The organism is Corynebacterium sp. SCR221107 (assembly GCF_027886475.1).
Classification (GTDB): Bacteria; Actinomycetota; Actinomycetes; order Mycobacteriales; family Mycobacteriaceae; genus Corynebacterium.
Window position 1 is genome coordinate 1,917,883 of the sequence record NZ_CP115670.1, and the last position, 22,930, is coordinate 1,940,812.

General features: G+C 57.2%; 16 protein-coding genes and 1 pseudogene. 4 read left to right on the forward strand and 13 right to left on the reverse strand.

Annotated elements, in window-relative coordinates:
* Positions 1-148 precede the first annotated feature (148 nt).
* Positions 149-1,067 (reverse strand): annotated as a pseudogene (locus PAB09_RS08285) (ATP-binding protein); the annotation flags it as partial.
* Positions 1,068-1,229: 162 nt separating this feature from the next.
* The gene (gene mqo, locus PAB09_RS08290; RefSeq protein WP_271033216.1) at positions 1,230-2,726 is read right to left on the reverse strand and encodes a malate dehydrogenase (quinone); all 1,497 of its coding nucleotides are present in this window, start codon (positions 2,724-2,726) and stop codon (positions 1,230-1,232) included.
* An 804-nt stretch (positions 2,727-3,530) separates the two neighbouring features.
* Here mqo and PAB09_RS08295 point away from each other — a divergent pair.
* Together PAB09_RS08295 and mtr are read left to right on the forward strand one after the other, a co-directional pair.
* Positions 3,531-4,592 (forward strand): alpha/beta hydrolase, encoded by a 1,062-nt coding sequence (locus PAB09_RS08295; RefSeq protein ID WP_271033217.1) that lies wholly within the window; start codon positions 3,531-3,533, stop codon positions 4,590-4,592.
* Between the two features lie 483 nt (positions 4,593-5,075).
* Positions 5,076-6,482 (forward strand): mycothione reductase, encoded by a 1,407-nt coding sequence (gene mtr, locus PAB09_RS08300; protein WP_271033218.1) that lies wholly within the window; start codon positions 5,076-5,078, stop codon positions 6,480-6,482.
* Between the two features lie 357 nt (positions 6,483-6,839).
* On the opposite strand, the gene PAB09_RS08305 is transcribed toward mtr, so the two are convergent.
* The 6 genes from PAB09_RS08305 to dxr form a co-directional block, all read right to left on the reverse strand.
* Positions 6,840-8,306, reverse strand: coding sequence for a cobyric acid synthase (locus tag PAB09_RS08305; RefSeq protein ID WP_271033219.1), 1,467 nt, complete (start codon positions 8,304-8,306; stop codon positions 6,840-6,842).
* A 225-nt stretch (positions 8,307-8,531) separates the two neighbouring features.
* Positions 8,532-9,401 carry a type I methionyl aminopeptidase gene (map, locus tag PAB09_RS08310; RefSeq protein ID WP_271033220.1) on the reverse strand — a complete coding sequence of 290 codons (870 nt, stop codon included), beginning with the start codon at positions 9,399-9,401 and terminating at the stop codon, positions 8,532-8,534.
* Positions 9,402-9,674: 273 nt separating this feature from the next.
* Positions 9,675-11,576 carry a penicillin-binding transpeptidase domain-containing protein gene (locus PAB09_RS08315; protein ID WP_271033221.1) on the reverse strand — a complete coding sequence of 634 codons (1,902 nt, stop codon included), beginning with the start codon at positions 11,574-11,576 and terminating at the stop codon, positions 9,675-9,677.
* A gap of 171 nt (positions 11,577-11,747) precedes the next feature.
* Positions 11,748-12,911: a flavodoxin-dependent (E)-4-hydroxy-3-methylbut-2-enyl-diphosphate synthase gene (gene ispG / locus PAB09_RS08320; protein WP_442873659.1), complete on the reverse strand. Its 1,164-nt coding sequence runs from the start codon at positions 12,909-12,911 to the stop codon at positions 11,748-11,750.
* 155 nt (positions 12,912-13,066) lie between these two features.
* Entirely contained in the window at positions 13,067-14,275 is a 1,209-nt protein-coding gene (locus tag PAB09_RS08325) for a M50 family metallopeptidase (protein ID WP_271033222.1), read from the reverse strand.
* 162 nt (positions 14,276-14,437) lie between these two features.
* Positions 14,438-15,625 carry a 1-deoxy-D-xylulose-5-phosphate reductoisomerase gene (gene dxr / locus PAB09_RS08330; protein ID WP_271035345.1) on the reverse strand — a complete coding sequence of 396 codons (1,188 nt, stop codon included), beginning with the start codon at positions 15,623-15,625 and terminating at the stop codon, positions 14,438-14,440.
* Positions 15,626-16,260: 635 nt separating this feature from the next.
* On the opposite strand from dxr, the gene PAB09_RS08335 reads away from it, so the two are divergent.
* Entirely contained in the window at positions 16,261-16,686 is a 426-nt protein-coding gene (locus PAB09_RS08335; protein ID WP_271033223.1) for a DUF2631 domain-containing protein, read from the forward strand.
* Between the two features lie 274 nt (positions 16,687-16,960).
* Here PAB09_RS08335 and rlmN read toward each other — a convergent pair whose 3' ends face one another.
* The gene (gene rlmN / locus PAB09_RS08340) at positions 16,961-18,058 is read right to left on the reverse strand and encodes a 23S rRNA (adenine(2503)-C(2))-methyltransferase RlmN (protein ID WP_271033224.1); all 1,098 of its coding nucleotides are present in this window, start codon (positions 18,056-18,058) and stop codon (positions 16,961-16,963) included.
* Positions 18,059-18,458: 400 nt separating this feature from the next.
* Between rlmN and PAB09_RS08345 the strand changes: the two genes are divergently transcribed.
* Positions 18,459-18,962, forward strand: a complete 504-nt coding sequence (locus PAB09_RS08345; protein ID WP_271033225.1) for a LapA family protein — start codon at positions 18,459-18,461, stop codon at positions 18,960-18,962.
* Positions 18,963-19,030: 68 nt separating this feature from the next.
* Here the strand turns inward: PAB09_RS08345 and PAB09_RS08350 are convergent, their stop codons facing one another.
* From PAB09_RS08350 to tsf, 4 genes are all read right to left on the reverse strand, one after another.
* On the reverse strand, positions 19,031-19,909 hold the full coding sequence (locus PAB09_RS08350) for a phosphatidate cytidylyltransferase (protein WP_271033226.1): 879 nt from the start codon (positions 19,907-19,909) through the stop codon (positions 19,031-19,033).
* A gap of 96 nt (positions 19,910-20,005) precedes the next feature.
* Complete coding sequence (gene frr / locus PAB09_RS08355; RefSeq protein WP_271033227.1) at positions 20,006-20,563, reverse strand: ribosome recycling factor; 558 nt, start codon at positions 20,561-20,563, stop codon at positions 20,006-20,008.
* Between the two features lie 168 nt (positions 20,564-20,731).
* The gene (pyrH, locus tag PAB09_RS08360) at positions 20,732-21,457 is read right to left on the reverse strand and encodes a UMP kinase (protein WP_271033228.1); all 726 of its coding nucleotides are present in this window, start codon (positions 21,455-21,457) and stop codon (positions 20,732-20,734) included.
* A 406-nt stretch (positions 21,458-21,863) separates the two neighbouring features.
* Positions 21,864-22,691 carry a translation elongation factor Ts gene (gene tsf / locus PAB09_RS08365; RefSeq protein ID WP_271033229.1) on the reverse strand — a complete coding sequence of 276 codons (828 nt, stop codon included), beginning with the start codon at positions 22,689-22,691 and terminating at the stop codon, positions 21,864-21,866.
* Positions 22,692-22,930 lie beyond the last annotated feature (239 nt).

The following is a 22,930-nucleotide window of genomic DNA, read 5'->3' on the forward strand; positions in this document are numbered from 1 at the left end:
CCTTCCTTCTGATTGTTGTCTTCGTCGTGCGGCTCGGGCTGAGAATTAGCCTCTACATCGTCGTCTTGAGCTGTGCTGTTTTCACGGTCATCGCTGTCAATGCCGCCATTGCCGTCATCAGGGAACTCTTCGCGCGCTTGCTCTAGCGCGTCGTCGAGTTGCTGTTCGTCAAGACCAGGTTCGTCAAAGGGGTTGCGACGCTTGCGATGTGGCAAGGCCAGCTCGGCGGCGACACGAATATCCTCATCGGTGACGAACTCCCGTCCCTCCCAAGCCGCATGCGCACACGCCGTTCTCGCGATCACAAGGTCACCGCGCATCCCGTCAACATCGAAGGACGCGCAGATGGCCGCAATCCGGGCAACATTGGTGTCTGAGAGCTCGACGGAGCCCACCAACGAAGCAGCCGCTGCTAGGCGCTGAGAGATCGCCGCGTCTTCTTCCTCCCACTGTGCAATGAAGGCCTCGGGATCGTCTTCGAAGGCCAGTCGGCGCTTCATGATTTCCGCGCGAACCTGAATATCACGCGACGCCACGACGTCGAGGGATAGTCCGAATCGGTCCAACAGCTGCGGGCGCAGCTCACCTTCCTCGGGGTTCATGGTACCGACCAGCACGAAGTTGGCTGCGGCCGTATGCGAGATCGAGTCGCGCTCAATGGTGACCACGCCGGTTGCAGCGGCGTCCAGGAGGGCATCCACGAGGTGATCGGCAAGCAGGTTGACTTCATCGACGTATAGGACCCCGCCGTCGGCCTCCGCGAGCAGACCCGGGCGATAGGTGGCCTTGCCCGTTGTCAGGACGGTCTCCAAATCCAAAGCGCCCACGACGCGGTCCTCTGTTGCCCCGATGGGAAGATTAACCAAGGGCGCGTCACCTAAAAGAGATGCGAAGGCGCGCACCGTCGTCGTTTTAGCGGTGCCTTTTTCACCACGAACGACCACCCCACCGATCTTTGGGGAAATGGCGCACAAGATCAGCGCGAGACGTAACTTCTCTTGGCCGACGACTGCGGAAAAAGGATACTGGTAGCGCTGTGGCTTAGACACGGTAAATGAGACACCCATCAGTTGTTCGAAAGCTTTGTTTAAAGGCGGGCACGGTGCCCTTGCCTCCATCCACTATTACCACGCACCCCATGCACACAACGCGGCGTGCCCCCTTCCGCACTATGCGGGGAGGGGGCACGCCGAAAAAGTCCGATGCAAGTGATCTTTTGTGTAGCCTAACTACTGCTCGAGCTTCAGGGTCTTTTGGGTGTAGGACCAGATTTCCTCGAACAGCTTCTTGTCGGTGGCAAGCTGAACGCCGTAGGAAGGAACCATTTCCTTGATCTTGTCGCCCCACTCGATCATCTTCTGGCCGAAGCAACGCTCGAGAAGCTCGATCATTGCGGCAGGTGCGATCGAAGCACCCGGGGAGGCACCGAGGATACCGGCGATAGAGCCATCACCGGAGTTAATCAGGGAGGTACCGAACGCCAAGGTGGAGAAGCGCGGGCCGACTACCGGCTGGATTGCCTGGACACGCTGACCTGCGGTGACCAGCTCCCAGTCCTCATCGCGTGCGTTTGGCATGTACTCACGCAACGACTCCATGCGAGCCTTCTGATCCTTGAGCAGCTCAGTGATCAGGTACTTGGTCAGACCCATCTCCTGAACGCCAACGCCGATGTAAGACATGAGGTTGGTCGGGCGGATGGACTTAAACAGGTCGAACCAGGTTCCCTGCTTGAGGAACTTCGGGGTCCAGCCTGCGTAAGGGCCAAACAGTAGACCCTTCTCGCCGTCAATGACACGGGTGTCCAAGTGTGGAACGGACATCGGCGGTGCACCGATGGAGGCCTTGCCATAGACCTTTGCGGCGTGCTGTTCGATGATGTCCGGGTTGGTGCAGCGCAGCCACTGGCCGGACACAGGGAAGCCACCCCAACCGCGGATCTCCGGAATACCGGACTTCTGAAGCAGCGGCAAAGCCATACCGCCGGCGCCGACGAAGACGAAGTTAGCTCGAATGGTAGAAACATCGCCGGTGTGGCGGTTCTTAACGGTCAACTTCCACTTCTGACCATCACGGGTGAGGTTGGTGACCTCGTGCCCGTAGAGGATCTCAGTGCCCTTGTCCTTTGCATCATTGAGGAATTGCTTTGCCAGAGCACCGTAGTTGATGTCGGTGCCCGCCTCGGTCCACGAAATGGCAACCTTGTCGGAGGCGCTGCGGCCGTCAGCCATCAGCGGGAGCATTTCGTCGAACTTTGCGCGGTCGTCGGTGAACTGCATGTTCGGGAACAGCGGGTGCCCAACAAGAGCATCGTAGCGCTTGCGCAGGTACTCCACCTGGTCTGCACCGCGGCCAAAGGAAACGTGCGGAACCGGGTTAATCCACTCGCGCGGGTCTGCCAGCACTCCGCGATCGACCTGGTGTGCCCAGAACTGACGCGAAGCCTGGAACTTCTCGTTGACGCCGATGGCTTTGGTGATCTCGATCTTGCCCTTGACCTCTGGGGTGTAATTGAGCTCACACAGTGCAGAGTGGCCGGTACCAGCGTTGTTCCAAGGAGAAGAAGACTCCTCAGCCGGTGCGTCGAGGCGCTCGAAGAGAATCTGGGACCATCCCGGTTCCAGCTCTCGGAGCATTGCGCCAAGGGTGGCGCTCATGATGCCAGCGCCCACCAGTGCCACGTCCACCTCGTGGCTGATGGCTGCGTTGTTCTTGGAATCTGACATTTCAAACTTCCTTGCGTTCTACGCTTTTCGTTTCCCGTTTCGTTGTGAACCCGTGAAAAATAATGCGCGCGGGCGTGACTAGTTTCCGTGAGATTTCATTCGGAATCTAGCGCCCCGAAAGTGCGCCTTTCAAGGATTCATCGTCCCAATGAACAGCAGTTTTTGACGGCTTAACGCGGCAACCATGAGGCGACAAACCGTGTATCAAAAACGGCAATTCATCCTCGTTTGAGTCTACGCTTAGATGTATGGGGGGTGGTAAAAACGGTCTCCTTTCCCCCAAAGTCAAGGATAAAGCTCGCCATCACCACCCCCATTTGGGATTGTCAGGCCACCTTCCCTGCATTCTTTCCTCCCCCGCTTCCTCCCACCCTTGAATCGACGCCCGATTCCTTACTCCGCACCTACCCCGCCTGCGCTAGTTGCTTTCCGACGTCCGAAAGGCTCCACCACTTACCGCAGCCCTTGACTATAGGGAGTTTTTGCGGCGCGCATATACACACACATATATATAAGGAAAAACGACGAAGCTAGAACAGTGCTCTCAGCGCCATATCACGATGCCCTCCCTACCTAGGCCCCCTTTATATAAGGTGCGGTCATCCGTTTTTTTCGTTTCATGACCGCACCTAGAGTGCCGCTTCTTTGACTTATGGCGTGTTGAACGTCGTGAAGCAAACACGCCTTGAACTGGGAGGCGACGCTTGGGGCTAGCAATGGTGCGCGTTGCAGCAATTCTCAATTCAATTATCGGCGTCCCCGATAGACGGGCGCGCTAGATAGGATCGTTCTATCCTTGGAGCCATGAGTGATTCCTTGAGGTTATCTGGGAACGAGAACCCCCCGAGCCCGCAGTGGGAGACAGATTTCTTAGGCCCCGACTATGTCGTACGCTACCTTCCACTTGGTACAGATCCCGATGGCGAAGGCTCACTTCGTGCCGCCCTCGTGCATCACCAGCCCGCCACTGACAGCACCGCTGCCGCCACTAAAGGCACCGCGATCCTGCACGTCCACGGAGTAACGGACTATTTCTTCCACACTCACGTGGCGGAACATTTTCGCGCACTTGGCATCGACTTTTTCGCGATCGACCTACACAAGTGCGGGCGCGCTCACCTGGATGGCCAAACTTGGCACTACGAATCCGACTTACGCCACTACTATGACGAACTTGCACAGGCGGCGACGATCGCTTTGGAGCACAATGAACGCCTCGTACTTCTCGCCCACTCCACGGGCGGATTGATTGTGGCCAATTGGCTCGACCATCTTCGGTCCAGAAATGACCCTTTGGCGGCAAAGATTGCTGGCGCGATCTTCAATAGCCCCTGGTTGGATATGATTGTTCCAATCCCTCTCGCGCGCACCGTTGCTCCCATTATCAAATTCATGGGCAAGAAATGGCCGCGCCGGTCTCTTCCGTCAAAGTCCAATTCGGCCTACGGCGATGCCCTGCATTCAAGCCGCTTTGGAAGTTGGGATTATGACTTAAGTTTCAAGCCTCTGGCTGGACACACCAAGTACATGGGCTGGCTGCGCAGCGTGGTCAAATCCCAGGAGCGTCTTCATGCCGGCAAGATCAACTGTGGCGTGCCAGTCCTCACCCTGTGTTCGGCCGAGTCTTCCACCGGAAAGCCCTTTAGCGAAAGATCGCAATCTACCGACGCGGTGCTGAACGTGACCCAAATTAGGCGATGGGCGCCATTCCTCGCCGATTCCAGCACGGTGGAGGCCATCCCCGGCGCTGTTCACGACGTATTTCTTTCCGCCCCCACTCCCCGAAGCCAGGCATTTCGCACGACCGACCTATGGCTTGCCGCAATATTGCCCCCAGGAGCCATGAACTTCCCCGCCCGGTCCTAACGCCAGCGACATCATCCTAGGCTGGGATGAGTGGAAGTCCAACCATTACTGGAGAAAAATCTGGGCGAAACGCAGGCACATTGACGCCCCTGATTCTATTGCACAGCAACGTCCTGGGCTCACTGTGAAAAAGTACAGTAGCACAATGCCTTAGAATCGAGATTCCCTGCTGCTTCGAGATGACCGTGAGCGGTAGATGGAATTCTGCGCGTCTCTTGTACGTTTCAGATAGCTGACGCCGAATTCACAATCAAGCTCAACTAACCTAGTCAGTTCCATTGCGCTTCTCGTCGAACAAGGACTCACCTGTTCACCACCTTCGTTCGAGGGCATTGCTTTTCTATCGTGTAAACAATGAATACGAGCCCCGCACCGAAACCGCTGCGGCTCGAACAAGCGCTACGCTCAGCGAGCTTTACCTAATTTTCAATTCAAAATAACTAGCCATCTTTATAGATCAAGGAAAAGGAAGCAGAAGACAGCATGGCCAACTCCAAGCACTATGACCTTGTAATCGTGGGAACCGGCTCAGGAAATTCCATTCCGGGGCCAGAATTCGACAACAAGTCCATCGCTATCGTTGAAAAAGGAACTTTTGGTGGCACCTGCCTCAATGTCGGTTGCATTCCCACCAAAATGTTCGTTCACGCTGCAGACCTCGCACACGACATTGCCGATGCCAAGCGTTTCGGCGTGCAGGCAAGCCTTAACGGCGTAGACTGGCCCAGCATTGTCTCCCGCGTGTTCGACAACCGAATCGACCCCATTGCCCGCGGTGGCGAAGAGTACCGCCGCGGTCCACGCACACCCAACATCGACGTCTACGACCAGCACGCCACCTTTATTGCCCCCAAGACTCTCAAAACTGGTATCGGCGAGGAAAAATGGATCGTTACCGGCGATCAGATTGTCATCGCCACCGGCGCTCGTCCGGCGATCCCCGACTTTATTTCCGACTCCAACCTCACGCCAGGTGTGGACTATTTCACGAACGAGAATGTCATGCGCATGCCGGAGCTTCCTCAATCGATGATTGTTCTCGGGGGCGGGTTCATCGCCATGGAATTCTCGCACATCTTTAGCTCCTTGGGCGTTGAGGTCAAACTCATCAACCGTTCCGACAAAGTTCTACGGGTCATGGATGAAGACATTTCGGCCCGCATGACCGAGATTGTCTCCGATCGCTATGAAACGCATCTGGGTCGACTCGTGAGCAAGGTGGAAAAGGTGGACGGCCTGATTGTTGCCACGCTTGACGACGGATCCCAGGTCAAAGCAGAAACCCTGCTCGTCGCGCTCGGTCGCATCCCCAATGGCGACCAGATGAACCTTGAGGCGGCAGGCATCGAACTCGATGGCGCTGTCATCAAAGTCGACGAGTATGGTCGCACCAGCGCGCAGGGAGTGTGGGCTCTAGGTGATGTTAGTTCCCCTTACCAGCTCAAACACGTTGCCAATGCCGAGATGCGAGCAGTTCGCCACAATCTCTTGCACCCAGACAATCTCAAGAAGTTGCCTCACGATGCCGTTCCGGCTGCAGTGTTTAGCAATCCGCAGATCGCAACGGTTGGCCTGACGGAGCAGCAAGCCAAAGAGGCCGGATACGACATCACAGTGAAGATCCAAAACTACAGCGACATCGCCTACGGATGGGCGTTAGAAGACTCCACCGGGTTTGCGAAGGTCATCGCCGATCAAAAGACCGGCAAGCTGCTTGGCGCACACATCATCGGATATCAGGCATCAAGCCTCATCCAGTCCTTCGTTACCATGCTCGCCTTCGATATGGATGTACGCTCTTTTGCCACCGAACAGTACTGGATCCACCCGGCGCTGACCGAGCTGGTGGAAAATGCACTCCTTGGCCTCGATGTCGATAACGCGCAATAGAGCAATCCATCACCGCGAGAGCCCTTTCACAAAAGCCACACCATTCACTTAATCATCAGCCCCCACGGGGGCTTTGAGACCGACGAGAACGCTCCTGCATGGGCACAGATCTGGCGCGACGTCACCTACGTCGGTGTCGCTGGCACCGTCATCGGCGCTATCATCGCCGGCATCAACTGGCTGAAGTTCCAGGGCATCCTGCCTTACTGATTGCCATGCGCAAGGGGTAACCTAGTCCCCAAGGCGCAGCTTGAATAGCTTGGAGCGGGCGGGGTCATCCATTTGAGGATGGCCCCGCCCGCTTTGCGTCTTTGTACTGCGGCCCAGACAACATGGGGGCAAAAGGCAGTATGCTATCTAATCTTGGTATTTCTGGGACGGTTTCAGGCCGACAGCGACGGCCAAAGCATCAAGGTCCCAATGCGCCTCGATAACGTCGGCAAGCATGTCCAGCTGCGCTTCACGGGCGGCAGCGAAGCTGGTGTCATTGGCCAAAACGAATCCATAACGTCCGGAGAGCTCAGCAACCTCGCGCAGGAATTGTCTTCTGGACTCATCATGTTCCAGATGACCGTGCCGGTGGGTGCCGAAGCACGCACCGCTGCGCGATCCTTCCGCACCAATCCATGCGGGATCACCCGAATATTCCACCCGACCGTGGTGCACCTCGTAGGCACCGTTGGGGTGGCGGATGAGGGTCTTTTCCGGGTGAAAAACGATGCGTGCGTCGAAGATGCCAAGCCCGTCAACGGGGTCGGGGCTCCCAGCCTCGACTGGATCGACGATGGTGGTACACATCATCTGGTAGCCGCCGCAGACCCCGAGAACCGGCTGCCCATTGCGCGCGCGATGCACGATTGCCTGTGCAATCCCCGTGTCTCTTATCCACTTGAGGTCGCTGAGCGTGGACTTGGAGCCGGGCACTACCGCAAGATCGGCATCGAGCACGTCGCGTGGGTCGTCGGTCCACACCACCGTGATTCCTGGCTCGCACGCCAACGCCTCGACATCGGTCGCGTTGGAGATCCGCGGCAGGCGCACGGCGGCGACCTTGAGCCTTTCCGTCCCCACGGGTGCCAACTTCGGGCCGACGGAGGTGCCTATGGCTGATTGCAGGGAATCTTCGGCATCTATCCACAGCCCATTGACGAAGGGCAAGACTGCCACCGTAGGCACGCCGGTCATCGACTCCAGCTCTTCGAGCCCCGGTTTAAGGATCGACTCATCGCCACGGAATTTATTGACCACGAATCCCTTGATCCTTGCCCGATCCGATGCGGAAACTATCTGGTGGGTGCCGTAGAAATGCGCCAGCACTCCCCCGCGGTCAATGTCACCAACAAGAAACACCGGGAGATCGGCGAGCTCCGCGAGCCCAAAATTGGCGACGTCGGTTTCCCTCAGATTGATCTCCGCCGGCGAACCGGCGCCCTCACAGATCACCAGATCATAGGCATCCTCCAGCTCTTCGAGGCAGGCCGCGGCCACCTCCCGAAGCTGGGTGCGGTGCTCGATGTAGTTTTTTGCCGAGACGTTGCCTCGGGCTTTCCCCTTGACTACTAATTGGCTGGTTCGATCGGAACCAGGCTTGAGCAGAATTGGGTTGAAGCTTGTCGACGGCACCAGGCCGCAGGCTGCAGCCTGCAGCGCCTGCGCGCGGCCGATTTCCCCGCCGTCTGGAGTAACCGCCGAGTTATTCGACATGTTCTGGGCTTTGAAGGGAGCAACCCTTAGCCCTCGTCTCGCAAAGGCCCTACATAATCCGGCAACGACGACCGACTTGCCCGCATCCGAGGTACATCCCGCCACCAAAAAAGCTGTCATAGGAAACTATCTTACAAACGGCAGCCTCAAGAACTGCCTCATCTCAAGGCCAACGCTGGCCTCGAGCACAGGTGGTTGCTCAACAGACCAGCGAGAAGCCGCCTTCGACTGGAAGCACCATGGTTGCCAACCACAGTGGGGAAGGCGACGGGTGAACGTCGGAAAGCACGATGCAACGCCAGCCAAGACCAGCCGTGTCCGTCTTGCGCTGCATCATGGTGGGACTTATTCGGTGGGCAGGGTGAGGATCTCGTTGCCATCCTCCGTGATGACGATGGTGTGCTCGAACTGAGCTGTGAACTTGTGGTCATCGTTTTGCACGGTCCAACCGTTGTCCCAAATCGTGTAATCGAGCGAGCCGAGATTGATCATCGGTTCAATGGTCAATGTCATGCCCGGTTCGAGAACATTACGGTAAGCCTGGGAATCATAATGCAAGACCACCAATCCATTGTGGAAGGTGGGGCCGACCCCGTGACCAGTGAAGTCGCGCACCACGTTGTAGCCAAATCGCTTGGCATAGGCCTCGATCACCCTGCCGATGACGTTAATCTCGCGGCCTGGCTTTGCGGCGCGGATACCACGCATCATGGCTTCCTCGGTGCGCTCGACCAGCAGGCGGTGTTCCTCGGAGACATCGCCAGCCAGGAAGGTTGCGTTAGTATCGCCATGCACGCCGTTCTTGAAGGCGGTGACATCGATATTGACGATATCGCCGTCCTCAATCACCGTGGTATCCGGGATGCCATGACAGATAATCTCATTCAAAGAAACGCAACAAGACTTGGGAAAATCGAGGTAACCAAGCGTTGAAGGATAGGCGCCATGATCGCACATGTACTCATGGGCGATGCGGTCAATCTCATCAGTGCTTACCCCGGGAGCCACAGCCGCACCGGCGACCTTCAGTGCATTCGCAGCAATAGCAGATGCCTCCCGCATAGCCTCGATGACCTCCGGGGTTTGCACGAAGGGCTCACCTTGGTTTTCTTTGACCGTTGGCTTCCACACGTATTCTGGGCGCGGAATGCTGGCCGGAACCTCGCGGATCGGTGTTGGTTTGCCTGGACGAAGCGGTGCACGATTGGCAGCCATGAAATTTCCTTACAACTGTCTTTTAAGTAAATGGGAACAATAATCCACCGGCGAGCGCACACGCCGCCGACTAGATGAGAGGCCAAATTCCTCTCACAACCCCTCGATTGTACTCGCCTACGCAAGCACTCACTCTAAAGCAGTGGCCTTCGGGCATCGCACCACTACTTCGATGCCGTTAGTGACAAACGGATGACGGTGGCCAGAAAGGGCGTTCCAACCCGGAAAGCTGCTGGCGCGGACGCTGACGATTACTCCTCGGCTAAGTCCCCGCTATTGACCAGCGACCATGGGGTCTGACTGAACCACTGCGGCTTCGGATTCCGCACCTTCAGGGCCCATCCCAACGACTGTTCCTGCACCACCGGCATTGAGCTCGTCCAAGCGGGTTAAGAACTTGTCCGTAATCGCCACCGAGGTCTCCGAACCGCCTCCGAGAACGACAAGAGTTGCGAAGGCAATATCATCGCGATACCCGGTAAACCAAGCGTGCGAGCCTTCGTTGATTTCTGCCTCACCAGTTTTGCCATAGATCTCGCCGCCTGCTTGCATACCAGCAGCGGTACCACTGGTAACCACCGATCGCATGAGCGTGCGCAGTTGATTCAAGGTCTCGGGCTCCGGTGCAGCAACGTCGATGCTTGCGGTGGTCTCATGCCCTGAAATCAAGGTCGGCAGCGGGGTGTGGCCAGCCGCTGCCGTGGCAGAGACCAAGGCCATGCCGAAAGGCGAGGCCAAGTCCGCGCCCTGGCCATAGCCGGCCTCAGTTCGCTCGAGTTCGGTCTCCCCCTCCGGTATGGAGCCAGTGATGGTGGTCAGTCCCGGGATGTCATAGTCAACACCCAAACCAAAAGACAAACCCATAGCCTTGAGCTGTCCCTGGCCAAGTTGCTCAGAGATGTTTGCAAACGTGGTGTTGCAGGACTTTGCAAAAGCATTCGTTAGCGCAGTATCTCCCAGGGAAAACTGATTGTAGTTGTTAACGATTCGACCATAGATATTCATCGATCCCGGGCATGGGACGATCGAATCGGAATTAAGCCCTTGATCCTGGATACCGGCCGAAGCCGTGATGATCTTAAACGTCGAGCCGGGTGGGTACTGTCCATTCAGCGCAATGTCACCATCCTCGTCGGCCTTGTCAGACTGCGCCACGGCAAGGATCTCCCCAGTTGATGGGCGTATGGCAACCAGCATCGTCTTCATATCGGCGCGCATATTCACTGCTTCCTCCGCCGCTCGCTGCACGTTGTGGTCCAAGCTGATGCGTACCGACGGAGCCACTGTCGGCGCGTGATAGTCCAACTGGCCAATGACCGCACCATCGTGGTTTACCGCATCGATCTCCCAGCCGTTGGCGCCCTCGAGGTCGCTTTCCACAAGTTCTGCCACGCGGGATACGATGTCTGGTGCGAAGTTAGGATCAGTTGCTACCATCGCAGGCTCTTCGTTGAAAAAGACCTCTGGGCTGCGCTCCAATGTCGTCTTCAGCGCCTGCCCTTGCGCCTGGCTAACCACTGCAACTGAGTATGTGCCGTTGGCGCCTTTGAGGTTATTTTCCAATTCGTCGGCATCAATCGTGCCGGCTGACTCATCATCGGCGCGGGCTGCATTGATGGCATTGGCAACCGTCATTGCAGTGGAGCGAGCATTGCTTACCGCGTCGGTGTCCACGAGTACCCGGAACACGGTGCCCGGGCGCAAGACTTCCGCGCCGTCGGAGGAGATGACGCTGGCACGCTCGGCATTGACGGCACGTAACTCCAGATGCTGGTTGGCTCCCAGCTGCGGATGGATCAGTGAGGGCGCCCACCGAATGCGCCATTGGTCGTTGATGCGATTCAACGTCATATTCGCTTCGTAAGTAAGCTCGCGGTCGCGTGGAAGATCCCAGGTGACGTTGTACCTCGCAGTAGCAACCGTGCCGTCGAGTTTGACATCCGTCAGCTCAGTCTCGACTCCCTCCGCCTGCAGACCATCCCAGCTCGCCGACAAGGTGGACGCGGCCTGGCTGGCGTTGTCACTTGCCTGGCCTGCAGCCTCGAAGTTCTGGGCCTGCCAATCGTCAAGGAACTGTTCAACGACAGGATTTGCCGAAGCCGGCTTGGGTGTGCAGCCAACGAGCTGGCCGGCAGCCACTCCCGCCACCAGCAGAACTGAGAGAAATCTCCGCATGAGCTTCAACGTATCACTCGCTGGCCCGCGCCACAGTTTGCCACTCCCACCGCCTCACCGTAGGGGCACCGATGCAGCGGTGGGAGTATCAACGCCCCATTCACCAAGAGCCGCCACCAACGTACGTGGTGACGGCTCTCTTGAGCTTAGCTGCACATGGCGCGCGACAGATTACTTGGTGATGGACACCTTCGAGGGGCCGCCTTCCTTAATCTCCAAACCCTGCTCCTCAGCCAGGCGCATGGCCTCTTCGATGAGAGTTTGGACGATCTGGGATTCCGGAACCGTCTTGATAACCTCGCCCTTGACAAAGATCTGACCCTTGCCGTTGCCGGAGGCAACACCCAAATCGGCATCGCGTGCCTCGCCCGGGCCATTGACCACACACCCCATGACGGCAACACGCAGCGGAATGTTCATGCCGTCCAGTGCGGCGGTGACTTCTTCGGCGAGGGTGTACACATCCACCTGTGCACGGCCGCACGAAGGGCACGAGACAATTTCGAGTCCGCGCTCGCGCAAGTTCAGCGACTGCAGAATCTGGTCGCCGACCTTAATCTCCTCCACGGGATCAGCAGACAAGGAAACGCGAATAGTGTCACCAATGCCCTGGCTAAGCAAAGCGCCGAAAGCCACTGCGGACTTAATCGTGCCTTGGAAAGCCGGGCCAGCTTCCGTAACGCCAAGGTGCAGCGGATAGTCGGTCTTGGCGGCCAACTGGCGATAAGCCTCCACCATGATGACAGGGTCGTTGTGCTTGACGGAGATGGCGATATCACCAAAGCCGTGCTCTTCGAAGAGGCTCGCCTCCCAAATGGCAGACTCGACAAGAGCCTCTGGGGTGGCCTTGCCGTACTTTTCCAGCAAACGCCTATCCAAGGATCCCGCGTTGACACCGATGCGAATCGGGATACCCGCATCTCCGGCAGCCTTTGCGACTTCCTTCACACGGCCATCAAATTCCTTGATGTTGCCGGGATTGACGCGGACGGCTGCACAGCCGGCATCGATAGCTGCAAAGATGTACTTCGGCTGGAAGTGAATGTCGGCCACGACTGGGATCGGCGACTTCTTCGCGATGATCGGCAGGGCCTCAGCGTCCACGGTCTTAGGGCACGCGACGCGGATAATGTCGCAGCCAGATGCGGTCAGCTGTGCGATTTGCTGCAGGGTTGCGTTGACATCGTGGGTCTTGGTGGTGGTCATCGACTGAACTGACACCGGGTAATCAGAGCCGATGCCTACGTTTCCAACCATGATCTGGCGCGTTTTGCGACGTGGCGCCAAGGTTGGAAGAGGTGCTTCTGGAAGACCAAGGCCGATGGGGGTAGACACGTGTATTGCTCTCCTTGAGGAACCCGTAGGCTTCTGCGAAACCTAGACGGAACCTAATTGAAGTTTTAAATAGGTACTAGCCAATCTAGTTAGATAGGTACTTCTTTGGATTCTACACTTCCCCACTAACTCGGCCTGTTGGCAACAAACGTTCTTTAGCCGAAGGCGCGAATTGGATTGACCACATCGGCCAGAATGACGATGACGCCCACTCCCACGAGCAGCGCGGCCACAGCCATCGTCAGTGGCATGAGCTTTTGATAGTCCGCCGGACCAGCCACTGGCAGCCCGCGAAGGCGACGGATAAAGTCCCTGACTTTTTCATAGAGCACCACCGCAATGTGGCCACCATCGAGTGGTGGAAGCGGGATGAGATTAAACACAGCCAAAAACAGGTTGAGGTTGGCAAGCAGAAGGAAGAAACTCGACCACATCGAGCGCTCAGCCAGTTCACCTCCAACGCGGGAAGCACCGACAACGCTCACCGGGCTATCGGCCTCACGCTCCCCACCGAAAATGGACGCCGCAACTCCTGGAATCTTGCCCGGAAATGCAGCAACCCCCTTCACAGTCTCCCCCATGAGGAATCCCATGTAGTGGTTGGCCACCACGAAAGACTCCGTGGCACTCGATGGTTCAATGACAACGGGCGCATTGGATACCCCAATCGCACCAACGGCGACTTCGTTACCGCTCGAGTCCAGCCGGGATGCGGTAGCAACAGGTACAGCGATCTCTAGGTTGTCGCTGCCGCGGACAACCGAGAGGGTGATTGTTTCTCCCGGGCGTGCCATCACGTAGTCACGGAGAGCCACGAAGCTTTCCAGCTTTTCACCATCCACCGCGGTAATTTTGTCTCCCGGGAGAAGGCCTGCCTCACCGGCTGGCCCTGTTCCACTACATTCAGCGAGAGTTTGTGCATCTAGCTGGCGCGGTGCCACGCAGGTTACCTCACCGACGGTCGGAGTGTAGTCTGCCTTGGGATCGGCAAGTCCAGAGGTCAACGCCACCAAGTAGAAGATCACGAAGGCGATGATGAAATTGACAAAGACTCCGCCGAGCAGCACGATGATGCGCTTCCATGCAGGTTTATCCCGCATGGCGTACGGTTCTTCCTCCTTGGTGACCTCATCTTGATTCGTCATTCCGGCGATATCGCAGAACCCGCCCAAAGGAATCAGCTTGAATCCGTACTCGGTGTGCCCTCGGGTAAAGGAAAAAACCTTGGGGCCAAAGCCAATGAAAAACCTGCGCACCCGCATGCCCGTTGCGCGTGCCGCCGTATAGTGGCCGGCCTCATGTACACCAATTGTTACGGCAATGCCGAGGGCAAACAGAAGGACACCAATGAGGTAGGAAATCACAAAGAACCAATCATGTCAGGGACAATTCGCGCCGGCACCAGACTCGGCCCAGGCGGCATGACAACAATTCAGTCGAGCACTCGACTCTACCGGCAAGGGTTGAGCAAACAAGGCGTGTCTTACCCTTCGGGGCACATCCACTGTCTTCGCTCACCCACCTACTTATGCGAGCAAACGCGCCACCAGTTCATCGGCACGCCGTCGAGCCTCGGTTTCAACCGCGATGATGTCATCGAATGATGAGGGTACACCAGCAAACTGGGAAGCCTCCCCGACGATCTGTTCAACAACGTCGACGATCTGCGGGAATTTGATCCCACCGCGCAAAAACGACGCTGCCGCCTGCTCATTGGCTGCGTTGTAAACAGCCGGATGAGTCCCGCCAAGGCTTGCAACATGACGCGCCACCTCCACAGCGGGAAACGCTTCATTGTCCACCGGGAAGAATTCCCACGTGGATGCCGTTGCAAAGTCAAGGCTCGGCTGAGCCTTTGCGACCCGTCGTGGCCAATTCATCGCCAAGGAAATGGGAAGCTTCATCGAGGGCGGAGAGGCTTGTGCAATCGTTGCGCCATCGATGAACGTGATCATGGAGTGGACGATGGATTGCGGATGGACCGTTACTTCAATCCTCTCGGCCGGAATGCCAAACAACAAAGTCGCCTCAATGAGCTCAAGACCTTTATTGACAAGGGTTGCTGAATTGAGCGTGTTCATCTGACCCATCGACCAAGTCGGATGTGCGGCCGCTTGCTGTGGGGTAACATCCCACATGTGCTCGCGAGTCCAACCCCTAAAAGGTCCGCCGGAGGCGGTAAGCACAAAACGATCAACCTCGTATTCGCTACCGGAGCGCAATGCCTGCGCCATGGCGGAATGCTCGCTGTCAACCGGAATAATCTGGCCCGGACGCGCCTGATTCACGACCCACGAGCCACCAGCGACCAAAGATTCCTTATTGGCAAGCGCGAGATATGCGCCCGACTCAATAACCGCAAGTGTGGCCGCCAGCCCTAGCGACCCGACGAGGCCGTTAAGAACCAAGTCCACGGGTTGTTCTTTTACTAGGGTGGTCGCGGAATCTGGGCCATCCAATACAGTGCCACCCAGCGCTTCACTAACGACTGCAGCGGCTTTCAAGTCCGCAACAGCTACTTGGTTTCCGGAAAGTCCAAGTGCACGAGCCTGCTCGATAATTAAACTCGGGTTACGGCCACCAGCGGCTATACCTTTCACAATGAACTTATCCGGATTATCGGCGATTACCTCTAAGGCCTGGGTTCCAATCGAGCCTGTACTACCAAGGATAAGCACTGTGCGCGCGCCGTCATTGACTTCGGTGCGTGGCATGGTCGCGCCCGTAGTCGCTGAGATGATTGGATAAGCCCCGTTGGGATTGCTAGTGGTGAAAGAATCGTTGGTCACCACTTCATTATGAACCATGCCAGCGACAACGGTGGCTTCGCATCTGCCGGCATTGACGACTTGCCCGACCATCGTGTGTGTTGCTGTGCCAGCGACTCCTGAAGCATTCCGGAAATGAAAGAAATGACGAAACTTTCTATGGCTACGCATAACGAGCCGTGCGTTTTAATTCCGAAGCACACCCGCCCCGCATTGCTTACCGACGCTTCAGTGCAGGTCCCAATGAAGCTGGTGCAGGTTCGCAGACAATGAGTTCGTCTATACAGGTGATCACGAACGCTCGATTCCCGGTCACGGAAAATGCTACCCAGTTCCCACTTCCTTGATTACCCACGCTAGTCACCCCCTATTGTGTACGTACTTTAGGTTGATGCCTCTACGCGTCCTCGCACTTTATCGGGTTGCTCCGATTTTTCGCCTCCACTTGTCCCCAAGAATGTCGCTTTAAGCTGCCGGATATGCGAAAATAGCCGTTGAATCAATAGAGGACGTTGCACGTAGGCACGGCTTGCAGAAAATCGCCTTGCACGTACGTCGCAAGTGAGAATGAGGAGAAGAACGTGGCTGGTTCCCACCACATCACCCCAGAGGTACACAACGGTGTATCCACTCTGGATGAGCCTTCAGCAGCCTGGGGTTGGCACAGCATCGGGCGCAATGCGATTCAGATTTCCGGTTGGATTTCCGTCCTGTTCCTGTTGGCATACAACTTCGGCAACCACACAGGCCATGTTGAGACCATCTTCCTGTTCGTCTTCGCAGCAGTGATCGCTCTCGGCCTCATCCTCCAGCTTTTTGAGCCGAAAGGTTCCCAGGTCCGCACCCTGACCGCGCACAACAAGCCGATGGGTCACAAGGAGCCTGATTGGAATTACCTGCAGGCAACCTGCACCGGGCCCTACGCTGAACTGACCGATTCCCAGCTGCGTGCGCTCAACATCGAGCCATCCCGCGTCGCTCACCTTCGCTCCCTCCCCAAGGACTAACCACGAACCGCTTTTTCGGGTAGGACCTTTCCAACCTCGAGGTTTCTAGAACGCTGTTTGTTTCTGCAGACAGCGTTTTTTCATGCCCCCAATTCAAACTTGGGACACACCGCGCATCCCCCTGCGGAGGATGATCCATTCAAGCTGGGGCAACCGAGGTTCCTAGCTCTACCTGAAAGACGATAGTTAGGTTGTGGCATTGAAGCGTCGGTAAGCAAGGACAACCGCCTGTACCACCGTGTGGTGGCAGGCGGTTGTGCGTATGGAAATAAGGTTAGCGTTCTTCGGCGGCGAGCTGGCCGCAGGCGGCGGCGATCTCTTGCCCCTTGGTGTCACGCACGGTACACGGAACCCCCTGTGCGATCACGCGGCGCACGAACTCATCCTGACGCTCCTTGGGCGAAGCATCCCACTTCGAGCCCGGCGTTGGATTAAGCGGAATGAGGTTAACGTGTACCTTCGAACCGAGCGCCTTGTGCAGCTTCTTGCCCAAAAGATCCGCGCGCCAGCCTTGATCATTGATGTCACGGATGAGCGCATACTCGATGGATACACGCCGGCCGGACTTGTCCGCGTAATAGCGCGCGGCGTCGAGGACCTCGGCGACGGGATAGCGATTATTGACAGGCACGAGCGTATCGCGAAGCTCGTCGTCTGGCGTGTGCAAGGAAACCGCGAGGGTTACGGACAGGTCTTCGTCGGCAAGCTTGCGAATCAGCGGAGCTAGGCCCACCGTGGAAACGGTGACGTTACGCTGTGAGATCCCAAAACCTTCCGGCACCGGCCGGGTGATCTGACGCACCGCGGACACCACTCGCTTGTAGTTGATAAGCGGCTCGCCCATGCCCATGAACACGATATTGGACAAGCGACCGCCCTCGGCAGCCATCGTGGCGGCGGCGGCACGGACCTGATCGACGATCTCGCCGGTAGAAAGGTTGCGATCAAGACCGCCCTGACCGGTCGCACAGAATGGGCATGCCATACCACAGCCAGCCTGGGAGGAAATACACAACGTCGCTCGGTCAGGGTAGCGCATCAGCACAGACTCCAGCAGCGTGCCATCATGCAACCGCCACAGCGTCTTTTGGGTCTCGCCGTCGTCGGCTTCCACCACGCGAACGGGAGTCATCAGAGGTGGGAAAAGCCTGTCCGCAACGGCCTCACGCGCAGATTCCGGAAGATCAGTCATGGTACGCGGGTCCGCTTCCATGCGGCCGTAGTAATGTTTCGCCAGCTGGTTGGCGCGGAACTTGGGCAGGCCAATCTCTTGGAGTGCTTCCACCCGCTCATCCTGGGTAAGGTCAGCGAAATGCTTGGGAGGCATTTTGGCGCGCCCTGCGCCAAAATCGAGTGCTACTGGTTTTGCCATAATGAAGCCATTGTCGCACGCCGGACTGCCCGTTGGCGAGTCCGCCCATGCACTGTGGCTACGGAGCACGCCATTGCTGGTCGGTGCTGATATGCCGATTTGCTTTCCGACGCCCACAGGTCGGTCAGCACGAACCCCGCCCTTTTTTAGTTTCGGACTGCCAAAGGCAGCGGTGATAAAAAGACTCACCAGCCACATTGGGGTTACTTCCGCCGCCGAATCTTCCATGTTTTGGTAGGCTTCTCAACCAGCAGATGAGCACACCACACCGTTGACCTTATCTTTTTCTTATGTTTGATTTTCACTTGTACGCTCCCGCTATCATTTGCACAGCCCACAGCGGTCGGTGATCCTTAGCGCCGACTGGCAACCATCGCGATTTTCAAGTTGAATGGACGTCATGCGTAAGACTGATTCCCAAGGTTTCCCAGAGTTCAACGGCACCGGTGAGGCCAACGCCGAACCCCAATCCCCTGCCACCAATTCCTTCGAAGCCGCGTCGGAGTCCGCCCTTGCTCCCGAAACCAGCAACGCGAACCTGCCGGCCGTGGTCGAGCCCCCGGCCGGTGAGACAACCGAGGATGCCACTGTTTCCGAGAACCAGAATGGCAATCAGTCCCCGACTTCTGTTCCGACCAAGGTGGAATCGACTTTTGCCGGTGGCACCTGGATCGCACTAATCGTCGGCGCCTTGCTGCTTATCGTGCTGTTGGTATTTATCCTTCAAAACCAGCAGGCGGTAGCCATCTCCTTCTTCAATCTCCATGTAAGCCTGCCTTCCGGTGTGGGCTTCCTGTTTGCCGCTATCTTGGGTGCACTTATCATGGCTCTCGTCGGCGGCATGCGTATGTTCCAGCTTCGTCGCCAGATAAAGAAGCTTCGCAAACTGCATCATCAAAAGTAGATGCTTAACACAACACCCCGCCGGGTCGTGACCCGGCGGGGTGTTGTCGTTGTGATTACAGGGTCTTCCTAGACCACGGAGATAAGGCTTAACAGCAGCCACGTCACCATCGCTGAAGGAAGCATGCCGTCGAGGCGATCCATGATGCCACCGTGTCCCGGCAGCATCGCCGACATGTCCTTGATGCCGAGCTCACGTTTGAACTGCGACTCGACGAGATCCCCCAGCGTCGCACAAATGACAAGAAGGAAGCCCAACACCGCGCCCCACCACCAGTGGAACTGCAGGAGCAACGTCACGGTCAAACCACCGACGAGCATGCCACCGATGACCGACCCAGCAAAGCCCTCCCAGGACTTCTTCGGGCTCACGGCCGGCGCCATCGGGTGGGAGCCGAACATCACTCCGGCGATGTAACCACCCGTATCAGAGGCAATCACGCACAGCATGAACGTCACAATGAAGTAGGCACCCGGCACGGAGTCGGTCTCGAACAAAGACAGCATGGCCGCGAAGCTTCCGAACAGCGGGATCCAGGTCAGGACAAAGATCGCGATCGACATGTCGCGCAAGTAATTCTTCGGCGCGGAGTTTCGCCCGTGATGGAAAAGCCTTCCGAACATGATAAGCAAGACGGAAGCGACATAGGCACTCACGAGGCCTTTGGTACCGAACGGCCAGCTCATCCACACCATCAGCTGTCCGCCGAGCAAGAGTAGGGTGCGGTTAACCAGATAGCCGTGCTCACTCAGGCGCGCGGATACCTCCCAGGTAGCAAGTCCCACTGCAAATGCCACCAAGGGGTACCACCCGAAGGGAATGACGAAAATGCATAAAAGCACCAAGGCGCCTAGGCCGACGCCCACTGACACCGCAGCTTTCAGATCACGGCCGGCGGAGTTTTTCGGTTTGGGAAGATGCTCAAACCCATGCGTGGTCTGATTCATTGCTCACATGCCTCCTTGTGCACATGTGAATGGGCGAAAAGAAGGCATGTTCCTCCTTCTTTCCGCCCATATGCTTCGCTGTGGTCGATGAAGGCCTTAGACCTCCATCAACTCGCCTTCTTTCTTGGACACCAGTTCGTCGATTTGTGCGACGTACTTCGAGGTGACCTTGTCGAGCTCCTTTTCAGCAGCCTGAACCTCGTCCTCACCGGCGTCGCCGTCCTTTTGGATCTTCTTGAGCTGATCCATTCCCTTGCGGCGCACGTTTCGAATGGCGATCTTGCCATCCTCGCCCTTGGAGCGGGCGAGCTTTGCCATGTCCTTACGACGCTCCTCCGTCAGCTGCGGAATGGTCACACGCAGCACCTGGCCGTCGTTGGTGGGGTTAACGCCGAGGTCGGAGTTGCGGATGGCGTTTTCGATCTCATTCATCATGGACATCTCGTATGGCTTGATGAGCAGCATTCTCGCCTCGGGCACCGAAATGGTTGCCATTTGGGTGATCGGGGTGGGCACGCCGTAGTAATCAGCGATCACGCCGTTGAACATCGCCGGGTTAGCGCGACCGGTGCGGATGTTGGTCAGCTCGTCACGGGTGCGCTCCACCGAGGTGGTCATGTGCTCTTCTGCTTCGAACAGAATTTCATCAATCATGGGAGTCGAGATTCCTTACAGTATTGTTGTCACGATCGGTCATCGTGGCACCAGGTGCGGGCACCACATATACATCCTTCACGCCTTCTTGCCACAGGCATCACAGACCTCAACCAAGGTGAAATAGTTGTCGAGCTGTAGTAGAAAGCGGGTGCTCTATCTAAAATATCAGGACTTCACCAAAGTACCGATAGCTTCGCCCGCAACAGCGCGAGCAATATTGCCCTCCTGGAGGAGATTGAACACGAGGATCGGCATATTGTTGTCCATGCACAGGCTAAACGCGGTGGCATCCGCCACCTTCAGGCCCTTCTCGATGACCTCGCGGGGGGTAATCTCGCTGAACAGCTCCGCATCCGGGTTGGTGCGAGGATCGTCAGAATAGACGCCATCGACAGCCTTTGCCATCAGCAGCACTTCGCAATCAATTTCCAAAGCACGCTGTGCCGCCGTGGTATCCGTGGAGAAATAAGGCATACCCATGCCAGCGCCGAAGATGACCACGCGTCCCTTTTCAAGGTGGCGCTTCGCCCGCAGCGGCAGGTATGGTTCGGCCACCTGAGCCATATTGATGGCCGTTTGCACCCGGCAGTCGATTCCCTCTTGCTCGAGGAAGTCCTGCAATGCCAAGCAGTTCATCACGGTTCCCAGCATGCCCATGTAGTCCGAACGATTGCGATCGAGACCGCGCTGCTGCAGCTGTGCGCCGCGGAAGAAGTTGCCACCGCCGATGACGACTGCGATCTCATAGCCTTCACGGGCAACGCTGGCAATCTGGCGGGCGACCCCAGATACGACGTCGGGATCGATGCCGACGGCCCCGCCACCGAACATCTCACCTCCAAGCTTTAGCATGACGCGCTTGTATCCAGGACGTTGAGCAGCCTGCTCCATGGGTTGATACCTTTCTTCCCTGTTGTAGGTTCGATCGCTTCGGAAATGGAAGTGCGGACCAGGGCCACTTCTGCCCCTGGAAAATGAAAGCCGCTGGGTTGCAACGACCCATGTACTTCCACAGTGAAGATCCTCACGCGCCATCGCGCGCTTGCTACGAAGCCACGAGTGGCTTCAAGCCGCAAGTTGGGCGATTGCGTTCATGAAGGGCGAGCACCGGCGGTTTCGTGGTGTTCGATCCGGCGACATCAACAAATCAGTCTACCTTTTCCGCCTTCAATTGCGCGAGTTTGCCACATATGACAAAACCCGGTGCAAGGTCCCCGATTTTCTAGGAGGGATCGCGCACCGGGAGAGCAGACCACTACTCAAGCGGATGTAGCCTCAGCTGGTCATCGTGCCAGAATTAGTGTTGGCCAACCTCGAAGCGAGAGAAAGCGGTGATGGTGACACCAGCGTCTTCCATGAGCTTCTGAACGGTCTTCTTGTTGTCAGCAACGGAAGGCTGCTCGAGCAGGACAACGTCCTTGTAAAAGCCGTTGAGGCGACCCTCGACGATCTTCGGGATAGCCTTCTCCGGCTTGCCCTCTTCGCGGGTGATCTGCTCAGCGATGGAACGCTCCTTCTCAACGACCTCAGCCGGAACGTCCTCACGGGTCAGGTAGGAAGCCTTCAAAGCGGCAACCTGCATGGCGGCTGCGTGTGCAGCCTCCTTGGCAGCGTCACCCTCGCCCTCGTAGGCAACCAGGACGCCGACTGCCGGCGGCAGGTCAGCGGAGCGGTGGTGCAGGTAAACGGAGAGGTTTGCGCCCTCGAGGGTGACGGCGCGACGCAGCTCAAGCTTCTCACCGATCTTTGCGGACAGCTCCTGGATGGCCTCTGCGGCAGTCTTGCCGTCGACGTCAGCGGCAGCGAGCTCCTCAGCAGAGTTAGCCTTGACTGCTGCAGCAGCGTCGGCAACCTTCTGAGCGAACTCCTTGAACTCAGCGTTCTTTGCAACGAAGTCGGTCTCGGAGTTGATCTCAACCATGGTGTTGCCGGAAACGGCAATCAGGCCCTCGGTTGCGTTGCGCTCTGCGCGCTTTCCGACGTCCTTAGCGCCCTTGATGCGCAGGACCTCGACAGCCTTGTCGAAGTCTCCACCGGTCTCCTCCAGAGCCTTCTTACAGTCCAGCATACCGGAACCGGTGATCTCGCGGAGCTTCTTAACGTCAGCAGCGGTGTAGTTCGCCATTGTGGGGGCGATCCTCCTCTAGTTAGGGGTGTTTCTTAAAAGTTTCTCATTCAGGGTAGCGGGCATTACGCCAGCGCGCACGACTTAGACGGTGAAATCCGTCATTTTCTTCTAAAAGAATCCGAGCTACTCCCACAATCATCTCCACAGATCCTTCCTCAGTCACCGTGGTGCGAAAGGTGTGGGGACTATAGACGTCGGCAAGCAAGCACAACGCAAGGCCTGCGGCGAAGGAGAAA

What these genes read in the sequence shown, in the direction of transcription:
- PAB09_RS08350 (WP_271033226.1), bottom strand. Translation starts at nt 19,909, where the DNA reads ATGAATCAGACCACGCATGGGTTTGAGCATCTTCCCAAACCGAAAAAC.
- PAB09_RS08315 (WP_271033221.1), bottom strand. Translation starts at nt 11,576, where the DNA reads ATGCGGAGATTTCTCTCAGTTCTGCTGGTGGCGGGAGTGGCTGCCGGC.
- PAB09_RS08305 (WP_271033219.1), bottom strand. Translation starts at nt 8,306, where the DNA reads ATGACAGCTTTTTTGGTGGCGGGATGTACCTCGGATGCGGGCAAGTCG.
- PAB09_RS08295 (WP_271033217.1), top strand. Translation starts at nt 3,531, where the DNA reads ATGAGTGATTCCTTGAGGTTATCTGGGAACGAGAACCCCCCGAGCCCG.
- mtr (WP_271033218.1), top strand. Translation starts at nt 5,076, where the DNA reads ATGGCCAACTCCAAGCACTATGACCTTGTAATCGTGGGAACCGGCTCA.
- map (WP_271033220.1), bottom strand. Translation starts at nt 9,401, where the DNA reads ATGGCTGCCAATCGTGCACCGCTTCGTCCAGGCAAACCAACACCGATC.
- rlmN (WP_271033224.1), bottom strand. Translation starts at nt 18,058, where the DNA reads ATGGCAAAACCAGTAGCACTCGATTTTGGCGCAGGGCGCGCCAAAATG.
- tsf (WP_271033229.1), bottom strand. Translation starts at nt 22,691, where the DNA reads ATGGCGAACTACACCGCTGCTGACGTTAAGAAGCTCCGCGAGATCACC.
- dxr (WP_271035345.1), bottom strand. Translation starts at nt 15,625, where the DNA reads ATGCCACGCACCGAAGTCAATGACGGCGCGCGCACAGTGCTTATCCTT.
- mqo (WP_271033216.1), bottom strand. Translation starts at nt 2,726, where the DNA reads ATGTCAGATTCCAAGAACAACGCAGCCATCAGCCACGAGGTGGACGTG.
- frr (WP_271033227.1), bottom strand. Translation starts at nt 20,563, where the DNA reads ATGATTGATGAAATTCTGTTCGAAGCAGAAGAGCACATGACCACCTCG.
- PAB09_RS08345 (WP_271033225.1), top strand. Translation starts at nt 18,459, where the DNA reads ATGCGTAAGACTGATTCCCAAGGTTTCCCAGAGTTCAACGGCACCGGT.
- pyrH (WP_271033228.1), bottom strand. Translation starts at nt 21,457, where the DNA reads ATGGAGCAGGCTGCTCAACGTCCTGGATACAAGCGCGTCATGCTAAAG.